Raw genomic sequence first — 8,089 nt, forward strand, 5'->3', positions numbered from 1 at the left:
CACGTCCGCAGGGGTGCCGGAACCGCATGAAGTCAGGGAAGACCGCCGCATGATCAAGTCGGAGCTCGTGCTCAGGATCGCAGAGCAGAACCCGCATCTCTACCAGCGTGACGTGGAAACCCTCGTGAAGGCGATCCTCGACACGATCGCGGAAGCCTTGTCACGCGGCGACCGGGTCGAGTTGCGCGGCTTCGGCGCTTTCTCGGTCAAGCGTCGTGATGCGCGCCGCGGGCGCAACCCGCGCACCGGTGAGCCCGTTGCCGTCTCCGAGAAGGCCATCCCCGTGTTCAAGACGGGCAAGGAGATGCGCCAGCGACTCAACGAGGCCGGCATCGGCGCAGAGGAGCCCTCCGAGAATGAGGAATCCTGAGCCCATGCAAAGCCTCGTCCTACCGACCGGAGTGTCTCGATGATCCGCTTCTTCAAGGGTTTGGTGCTGCTTCCCGTCGCGATCGTGGTCGTGGCCCTGGCCGTGGCGAACCGGGAGGTCGTCCGCCTGTCCTTCGATCCGTTCACGGCGGACACGCCAGCCTTCAGCCTGCCATTGCCGCTCTACGTCCTGATCTTCGCGTCTGTCGCCATCGGCATTCTCTGCGGCGGTATCGGCACTTGGCTAGGCCAGTCCGGCACCCGGCGCACGAGCGCCGCCCGCCGCCGCGAGATCCGTCGCCTGGAGGGCGAGACCGAGCGTCTGAAATCCCGCGTCGCGGCCAGCGAGCCCACGCCGGCCGAGCGTTATCCCGACCAGGACGGCCGCGTCGCGCTCCCAGCCCCGCGCTAGAGGCCAAGCGCAGTCATGTCGTCGATCCGCGTCAAGATCTGCGGGCTCAGTACCCCTGCGGCCCTCGACGCAGCGCTCTTGGCAGGGGCTGACCTGATCGGCCTCGTGCATTTCGCGAAGAGCCCGCGTCATGTCGACTTCGAGACTGCGGGTCGGCTGTCGGAACAGGCGAAGGGCAGGGCGGAGCGGGTCATCCTTCTCGTCGATCCCGACGATGCTCTGATCGATGCGGCACTGAGGGCCGTCGATCCGGATTGGATCCAACTCCACGGCCATGAGACCCCGGAGCGGGTCGCCGCCATCCGTGCCCACAGCAATCGCCCCGTGATGAAGGCGCTCGGCGTCTCGACGCGTTCGGATCTCGACGTTCTCTTCGCCTATGAAGCGGCCGACCGCATTCTCCTCGACGCGAAGCCTCCGCCCGACGCGGCCCTGCCGGGCGGCAACGGCATTGCCTTTGATTGGGACATCCTCGCGGGGCTGGACCTGCCGGCGGGGACGATGCTGTCCGGCGGCCTCGCTCCCGGCAATGTTGCCGAGGCCCTCCGCCGGACGGGCCTTCGCGCCGTCGATGTCTCTTCGGGGGTCGAGACCCGGCCGGGAGAAAAGAGTTCCGAGCGCATCGGAGCCTTCATTGCGGCGGTTCGGACTGGCGAATAGCGTCCGATTTCACAAATCGACGCGTTCGCCGCATTGTAGCCGCCCCCCGCACGGGTCTAGGCATTGGCGCAACCCCATACCGAACGCACAGGCCCGGCGGCGATCCGCCAGCCGACGACGTGAAGGACGACTGACCGTGACCATCGCCCCCTCTCCGAACTCGTTCCGCAACGGACCGGACGAGCGCGGCCGCTTCGGCATCTTTGGCGGACGCTTCGTCGCTGAGACGCTGATGCCGCTCATCCTCGATCTCGAGAAGGCCTATACGGAAGCGAAGGCAGATCCGTCCTTCCAGCAGGAGATGAACGGCCATCTGACCCATTATGTCGGCCGTCCGAGCCCGCTCTACTATGCCGAGCGCCTGACCGAGCACCTGCGCGCGGCATCGGCCCCGGGTCACGGAGCCAAGGTCTTCTTCAAGCGCGAGGAGTTGAACCATACCGGTTCGCACAAGGTGAACAACGTGCTCGGCCAGATCATGCTGGCCCGCCGCATGGGCAAGCCCCGGATCATCGCCGAGACGGGCGCCGGGCAGCACGGGGTCGCCACCGCCACCCTCTGCGCCCGTTTCGGCTTGAAATGCGTCGTCTACATGGGCGCCGTCGACGTGGCGCGCCAAGCGCCCAACGTCTTCCGCATGAAGATGCTCGGCGCCGAGGTGATCCCGGTGGAATCCGGCACCAAGACCCTCAAGGACGCCATGAACGAGGCGTTGCGCGACTGGGTCACCAACGTCGCAGATACGTTCTACTGCATCGGCACGGTGGCCGGCCCGCACCCCTATCCGGCGATGGTGCGCGACTTCCAGTCGATCATTGGCCGGGAGACGAAGGAGCAGATGCTGGAGATGGAAGGGCGACTGCCCGACTCGCTCATCGCCTGTATCGGCGGCGGCTCCAACGCCATGGGGTTGTTCCACCCGTTCCTCGACGACCGCGAGGTGGAGATTTACGGGGTCGAGGCCGCCGGCCACGGCATTTCCTCGGGCCTGCACGCCGCCTCCCTCTCCGGCGGCAAGCCGGGCGTGCTCCACGGCAACCGGACCTACCTGCTGCAGAACGAGGACGGCCAGATCGCCGACGCCCACTCGATCTCGGCCGGCCTCGACTATCCGGGCATCGGCCCCGAACACGCCTGGCTGCACGAGGCCAAGCGCGTCACCTACCTCTCGGCGACGGATTCCGAGACGCTGGAAGCGTTCAAGCTGTGCTCGATGCTGGAGGGCATCATCCCGGCCCTGGAGCCGGCTCACGCCCTCGCCAAGGTGTTCGAGATCGCGCCGACGAAGCCGGCCGAACACCTGATGGTGCTCAATCTCTCGGGCCGTGGCGACAAGGACATCCCGCAGGTGGCCGAGATCCTAGGAACCCGCCTCTGAGAAAACCGCAACGGGGAGCTCGCAAGTGGCAAACTCCCCGTTGACACCCGAAGGCGGATTTCTTTATACCGCCGATCTCTTCAGGGGCGCCTGCACCGCGCGGGTTCCTTTGTTGTGGCGGGGTAGCTCAGTTGGTTAGAGCAGAGGAATCATAATCCTTGTGTCGGGAGTTCAAATCTCTCCCTCGCTACCAAGTTTCCCTAGTCGCTAGAGCGACTTAGCCTTCGAGCCCTGGACCCCTGGTCCGGGGCTTTTTGGTTCTCGGGCTGTTCTCGGGCTGCGACCCTTGAAATCCTTCCGGAGGTTCGCGCCGCGATTTCAGGATCCGGACGCGTTCAATCCCAACGATCCCATCCACAGGTGTCAGTGCCAAGCCCCGCCCGGGCCCCGTCCAGATTGCCTCATATACGAGGCAGATCCACCGGATGGGCGCGAACTGCCTCACCCATGAGTTACTCGCCCTCCCTGCGCACCCGCCCGGGCTTGCCCTCGGGCTACGGCGGCGCGAGGTTCGGTGCATGCCCGACGACACCACCCTCCCGCCCGAAGCCCGCCCGTCCCGCGATGAGCGCCTCGCGCGGCTTTCCCCCGAGGACCGCGCCGCGGTGGAGGTCTGGAGCCTCGGCCGCCGGGCGCGGGACCTGGCCGCCGCCGGGGCTCCGGACGCGCCCGCGGCAGAGGCTGCCTACCGGGAGGCGGAGGCCGCCGCGATCGAGGCCGAGATCCTGATGCGCCGGGTCGACGTCGAGGACCTGAAGGCCCGGTACCCGGTGCTCGCCGGGGACGCCGAGGTCACCGTCGGCGTGGGCTGGCAGCTGCTCCTGGAAGCCCTGCTGGATCGGCTCGCCGGCATGTCGGTCGTGGTGCCCCTCGTGCGGGAGAAGTTCGGAGGCCTCGACGCCAAGGTCTACCCGACCGGCCGGTGGATCGAGGCTGAGTTCGACAGCGTCGGGGAGATCAAGGCGCCAGCGCAGGAGGCCGCGCTCCGGACCTGCGAGGCCTGCGGGGCACCCGGGACGCTGCGGCGGGACGGGCGAGGGCGGACCCGGTGCGATCGGCATGCCGCCATGTGAGGGGCGTGCCGGCCGATCGGTCGAATGCGACGGACCGGCTTAGGGCTCCCTGAACGCGCGTCTGTCATCGTGGCTGGATGAGCAGGCATCCGACCCCACTCGTCTCCGCCGAAAATCACGCGCTTTGGAAGCAAGTCCACGACCTCTGCTACCTCGCGCTTCGGAAGGACCCGACCCCTCCGGAGAGACGGGTCCGGCTGCAGGAGATCTTCGAGCGCCCCACCCTCTACACTTACGTGGAGGGACTCACGATGGCCGACGCCGTCACACAGCTGCAGGCCGACCGCGCGTTCATCATGCAGGATCGCCGCGTCGATCGCAGCGTGATGTATGGCGCCGGCGATCGGGATTTCACGCGGCCCTACCAGTGCTTCGCTGACCTGAGGGCGATCCCTCCTCAGAAGGATCCCGACCACCACGCCTAGCCCCGGGACGCCTCACGCGCCCGGCGCTCCGGACCCAGCTTTCGCGCCAGGTCGGCGGGTCGCTGCGCCCGCACGAAGCCCCGGGAGACCTGTCCCGAGATGGTGGCCATCTCCGTCAGGGCGTCCCCGAGCGCCCGCCTCAGGGCGTCGCGCGCGTCACCGTCCGAGGCCTCCAGGTAGGTCCGTTCCAGCTCGTCCAAGATCCGCTCCACCGATTCGCTCATGAGAACAGATAGAGAACTGATTCGTGGAGGAGTCGATCCCTGGACGCGTCATTTCGTGGGGGTTTCGGGCCTTGGTGTCCCGGCTTTTTTCAAGCCAAAGCCGCCTTCTGCAAGCGTACGATCCGGTCAGCCAGAGCGAGGCGGTCGACGTAGGCGATCGCAGCTTCCGATGCGTCCTGTCCGGAAATGCGCACTAGCGTCTTGTCCGAGACGATCCCCGACCGGCGGATCTCGTACCGCTCGGGACGCCCCGGGTGCTTGGGGACTCGGACGACGTAGTGGTGGCCCGCCTCGTGGATGACGTCTCGATCCATCATGCCCGCCTCCGTGCCTTGGCCTCGGCCGCCCGCTTCGCCTGCCGGTTGCCCGCCACCTGGGGCGGCCGCTGCGGACGTCGGCCCGGGTCGTCGACGGCGCTCACTGTGAACAGGGCGACCTGTTCGGGGGTGGCGATCCGGACCGAGAGGCCCTCGTAGCCGGGGCCGTCCAGTCCCGGGGAGAGGACCTTGCCCTTCGCCCGGACGCCCTCCTTGAAGGCCTCGAAGGACGCCTCGTCGGCGCAGTAGATCCCCGGGGGGACCGCGCCGGGCAGGAAGTCGCCCGTCTTCGGGTCGCGGTCCTCGCGGGTGTAGGCGGCCTTGAGCCAGATGGTCGTCATGTCAGGTTCTCCCCGGGATCGGTTGCAGCCCGAGCAGTTCGAGCCATGCGGTCCACACGACCTCGACGGCCGCCTTGGCTTCGGCCTCCGTCGCCGAGGTGCCCTCCATTTCGAGGCCGGGCACCTTCGGCAGGTTCAGTCCCCACTCCCAGGCGGGCTTGCCCGGGCGCAGGTCTCGCGGATGAAAGGTGAGGACGTGGGCCACGGGCTTCTCGCCGCTGAACCTCTGGCGTCCTCCGGGACCCGTCTCGACCCAGCGCATCAGGATGCCCTCCCCAGGATGGCGAACGGCGCCCCGGCCAACACCGCCAGCCGCACCGCCGGCTCGACCGGCGCCGGGATCTCGACCTTCTCGTTGGCCTTGAGCCAGGCGAGCTGGTCCGGGGTGGCGACGTTCATCATGAGGGCGGCCGGGGCGATGCCGGCGACCTTCGAGACGCCGACCTTGCGGATGGTGTCGAGCCCGGGGGGAAGCTCTTCGCCCGCAGGCGCTCCCAGTCCTTGACGCTCTCGGCGTAGATGCCGGGCGGGATCGCGCCGGGGAGGGGACCGCCCGTGATGGGGGAGGTCTCGGACGGCCACAGGCGGTCCTTGTGCCAGAGGGTCGTCATGTCAGGCGGCCTCCTCAGGCCATTCGCCGTAGGGGTGGCCCTCGACGAGGGCGAAGAACGCCTCCGACCAGGGGTACTCCGCGAAGGTGAGCTCACCGCCCGCGATGACGCCCGTGGCGGCGAACCCCTCGCTGTCGGACACCATGCGGAAGGCGGCGACCAAGCTCGGGTAGCGACGGGCGATCTCCGCGAGGATTGGCTTCGCAGAGGCGTTGGTCCCCTTCACCTCGAAGGTGAACTCGAAGACATCCGAGACGTCAGAGACGACCCGGTAGTCCCATCCAAGGGACCGGCAGCCCCAGGCGGCGTACATGGCCTCCCAGGTTTGTTCGCCCTCGATCGGGATGAGGGTGGCGAAGTCGATCGAGTGCGTCCCGTCCGGGGCAGGGATCACGTGCGCCGTCTCGAACACCCCCCGGGCGCCGGGGGGGGGCCGCTCATCGCCATGCGGATGGTGGTCATCGCGCCCATGGCTCAGTCCACCGCCCTGACGTTGCTGGCAGGGATCCAGCCGCCCTTGTCCTTGACCTGACAGCCTCCGACGGCGCGGTACCGCCACTCGCGGCCGCTGTCGCTCCAGTCACCCCGGCAGCCTAGGGCCGCAATGCCGTAGGCCGGACCGAGGATGACGGCGCCGAAGCCACCGGCGACGATGCCGATCGACACCCCAAGCACGAGCTTCTTGCGCCAGGGCTTCCCGCGCGTGGCCCAGCGGCCCGCCTTCCGGTCCAGTTTCCCGATTGTGCTGAGCATCGTCCCCTCCTTCACCAGAAGCTCGCCACCGCCGGCAGCTCGCCCGCCGGGGTCTTCTCCGCCTCGGGGGCGGCCTTCATCGCCTGGACCGCCTGGAATGCCCGCCACCGCTCCAGCATCCAGAGCCGCACCTGCTTCTCCATAAGATCCTGGTACTCGGCGGCCCCCTCCTCGTAGGGGCGGTCGAGGTCGCCGTAGGTCAGCTTGATGGGTGATGGATCCCAGCTCACTGCAGGCCTCCGAACAGGGCGGCCTCGACCTCGGTGCGCTCACCCGCTCTCATGAGGGGCAGCACATCGGCCACGTCGTCGAACACCGTCACGGACGGCCGCATGAAGTTGGTGACCCCCACGGCCTCGAAGGCGGCCGCGAGTTCGGGGGAAGCCTCGCCGGCACGGGCCAGCGTCACGTTCCGGCGGAACGCGGCGGCGGCCGGGCGTGGCAGGCCGTGGAGCGCGCGGCGGGTCATGCGGCGTCATCCATGACGCGGCCCATCGCGTAAGATGGCACGTAGCCATCCAGCACGTTCCCGTTCGGACGGATCGTCCGGAGCATGGCAAGCCGCAGCTTCTCCCGGGTCTCGTCGGTGGTGGCCTTCCGGAACGGGAACAGGAACGGGCGGATCGGATCGGGCACCTCGGACAGGCGCAGGCCGAGCTCCTTGTCCGTGAGGCCGGCGGCATCCTCGGCGGCATGGCAGACGCTCGCGGCCAACCTGATGAACCGCGCCTGCAGGATCTTGGCGATCTGGTCGAAGTCGGCCCAGAACTCCTCGGGCAGGTCCCGGCGCATCTCTTCGAGATCCCCGCCGGCGGCCATGACGTCCCACACCGCGAGAGGGGTGCATCGGCTGATCAGGCCGTGGATGCTCTTGTACGCGTTACCCTTGACCTTGACCCTGGTGCCGTCTGCGAAGCGGATCACGAAGCCCTCGCGGTCGCGGGGCAGGTCCGTCGCGGTCGAGACCATCTCCGCCAGACTGGCGAAGGCGTGGCGCGCTGCGACGGGGAACCCGATCACGAAACCGACCATGTCCAGGACGTCGGATGGCATCTCGCGTCCGTTGGCGAAGTAGGCAGCCAGCAGCGACAGGCTCGCCTCCGGGTACCGGACGACGATGACGTTCTCCGGGTAGATCGCCTCGAACAGGTACGTGTCGTCCCGGGCACCAGGCGTGAGGTGTCCATCGCGTCGAGGCGCGTCTGGGCCCACACGGCCTGGGAGCTGTTTAAGGCCCCCTTGGTCGCGGTGCGCCACTTGCCCGAGTGATGGAAGGCGATGATCAGGCTGCCGTCGAGCTTCTCGAACGCCTCGAACGGAAGGTCCGGGACGGTCGCGTGACGCTCGCCGATGTTGAAGAACTTGGGGAAGGGCGTCGCGACGACGACGCCGGCGGCCGGGTCGATGATGAGGCCCCGAGCCAGCAGAGAGTACCGGTCCCAGCCGTGGTCGTACACGCAGCGCTGCGTGTAACAGTAGAGGACCAGCCCGGTCGACCGGCACACCTTCCGACTGACGAGGGCGTC

The 8,089-nt window shown here is 68.1% G+C and carries 17 protein-coding genes and 1 tRNA gene; 8 read left to right on the forward strand and 10 right to left on the reverse strand.

What is annotated here, in order from left to right:
• The first annotated feature begins 49 nt into the window (after nt 1–49).
• The 7 genes from IPV08_RS08225 to IPV08_RS08255 all read left to right on the forward strand — a co-directional run bounded on the left by IPV08_RS08225 (nt 50) and on the right by IPV08_RS08255 (nt 4,317).
• Nucleotides 50–370, forward strand: a complete 321-nt coding sequence (locus tag IPV08_RS08225; RefSeq protein WP_056433233.1) for an integration host factor subunit beta — start codon at nt 50–52, stop codon at nt 368–370.
• Nucleotides 371–409: 39 nt separating this feature from the next.
• The gene (locus IPV08_RS08230) at nt 410–781 is read left to right on the forward strand and encodes a LapA family protein (protein WP_207411474.1); all 372 of its coding nucleotides are present in this window, start codon (nt 410–412) and stop codon (nt 779–781) included.
• 15 nt (nt 782–796) lie between these two features.
• The gene (locus IPV08_RS08235; RefSeq protein WP_207411475.1) at nt 797–1,441 is read left to right on the forward strand and encodes a phosphoribosylanthranilate isomerase; all 645 of its coding nucleotides are present in this window, start codon (nt 797–799) and stop codon (nt 1,439–1,441) included.
• 136 nt (nt 1,442–1,577) lie between these two features.
• Nucleotides 1,578–2,819 carry a tryptophan synthase subunit beta gene (gene trpB, locus IPV08_RS08240; RefSeq protein ID WP_056433223.1) on the forward strand — a complete coding sequence of 414 codons (1,242 nt, stop codon included), beginning with the start codon at nt 1,578–1,580 and terminating at the stop codon, nt 2,817–2,819.
• A 116-nt stretch (nt 2,820–2,935) separates the two neighbouring features.
• A tRNA-Met gene (locus tag IPV08_RS08245) sits at nt 2,936–3,012 on the forward strand.
• Between the two features lie 325 nt (nt 3,013–3,337).
• The gene (locus IPV08_RS08250) at nt 3,338–3,892 is read left to right on the forward strand and encodes a hypothetical protein (protein WP_091972219.1); all 555 of its coding nucleotides are present in this window, start codon (nt 3,338–3,340) and stop codon (nt 3,890–3,892) included.
• Nucleotides 3,893–4,143: 251 nt separating this feature from the next.
• Complete coding sequence (locus IPV08_RS08255; RefSeq protein WP_177232403.1) at nt 4,144–4,317, forward strand: hypothetical protein; 174 nt, start codon at nt 4,144–4,146, stop codon at nt 4,315–4,317.
• Here the strand turns inward: IPV08_RS08255 and IPV08_RS08260 are convergent.
• The 10 genes from IPV08_RS08260 to IPV08_RS08305 form a co-directional block, all read right to left on the reverse strand.
• A complete protein-coding gene (locus tag IPV08_RS08260) occupies nt 4,314–4,517 on the reverse strand; it encodes a hypothetical protein (RefSeq protein ID WP_342029857.1) in 204 nt (67 codons plus the stop codon). The genes IPV08_RS08255 and IPV08_RS08260 overlap by 4 nt on opposite strands.
• Before the next feature lie 113 nt (nt 4,518–4,630).
• On the reverse strand, nt 4,631–4,858 hold the full coding sequence (locus IPV08_RS08265) for a hypothetical protein (RefSeq protein WP_207411476.1): 228 nt from the start codon (nt 4,856–4,858) through the stop codon (nt 4,631–4,633).
• Entirely contained in the window at nt 4,855–5,199 is a 345-nt protein-coding gene (locus tag IPV08_RS08270) for a hypothetical protein (protein WP_091972213.1), read from the reverse strand. Before IPV08_RS08270 ends, IPV08_RS08265 begins: the two co-directional genes overlap by 4 nt.
• Nucleotide 5,200: 1 nt before the next feature.
• Nucleotides 5,201–5,404, reverse strand: coding sequence for a hypothetical protein (locus tag IPV08_RS08275; RefSeq protein WP_207411477.1), 204 nt, complete (start codon nt 5,402–5,404; stop codon nt 5,201–5,203).
• Nucleotides 5,405–5,460: 56 nt separating this feature from the next.
• On the reverse strand, nt 5,461–5,781 hold the full coding sequence (locus IPV08_RS08280) for a hypothetical protein (RefSeq protein WP_143103756.1): 321 nt from the start codon (nt 5,779–5,781) through the stop codon (nt 5,461–5,463).
• A gap of 30 nt (nt 5,782–5,811) precedes the next feature.
• Complete coding sequence (locus IPV08_RS08285; RefSeq protein ID WP_143103755.1) at nt 5,812–6,204, reverse strand: hypothetical protein; 393 nt, start codon at nt 6,202–6,204, stop codon at nt 5,812–5,814.
• Between the two features lie 80 nt (nt 6,205–6,284).
• Complete coding sequence (locus IPV08_RS08290; protein WP_091972208.1) at nt 6,285–6,563, reverse strand: hypothetical protein; 279 nt, start codon at nt 6,561–6,563, stop codon at nt 6,285–6,287.
• An 11-nt stretch (nt 6,564–6,574) separates the two neighbouring features.
• Nucleotides 6,575–6,793 carry a hypothetical protein gene (locus IPV08_RS08295; protein ID WP_091972206.1) on the reverse strand — a complete coding sequence of 73 codons (219 nt, stop codon included), beginning with the start codon at nt 6,791–6,793 and terminating at the stop codon, nt 6,575–6,577.
• A complete protein-coding gene (locus IPV08_RS08300) occupies nt 6,790–7,032 on the reverse strand; it encodes a hypothetical protein (protein ID WP_091972204.1) in 243 nt (80 codons plus the stop codon). Before IPV08_RS08300 ends, IPV08_RS08295 begins: the two co-directional genes overlap by 4 nt.
• The gene (locus tag IPV08_RS08305; RefSeq protein WP_246747858.1) at nt 7,029–7,775 is read right to left on the reverse strand and encodes a hypothetical protein; all 747 of its coding nucleotides are present in this window, start codon (nt 7,773–7,775) and stop codon (nt 7,029–7,031) included. Before IPV08_RS08305 ends, IPV08_RS08300 begins: the two co-directional genes overlap by 4 nt.
• Nucleotides 7,776–7,831: 56 nt before the next feature.
• Here IPV08_RS08305 and IPV08_RS24530 point away from each other — a divergent pair.
• Nucleotides 7,832–8,089, forward strand: a 258-nt coding sequence (locus tag IPV08_RS24530; RefSeq protein ID WP_246747859.1) for a hypothetical protein, incomplete at its 3' end; no start/stop codon positions are given.

The sequence above is a fragment of the Methylobacterium sp. SD274 genome, assembly GCF_017355285.1.
Lineage (GTDB): Bacteria > Pseudomonadota > Alphaproteobacteria > Rhizobiales > Beijerinckiaceae > Methylobacterium.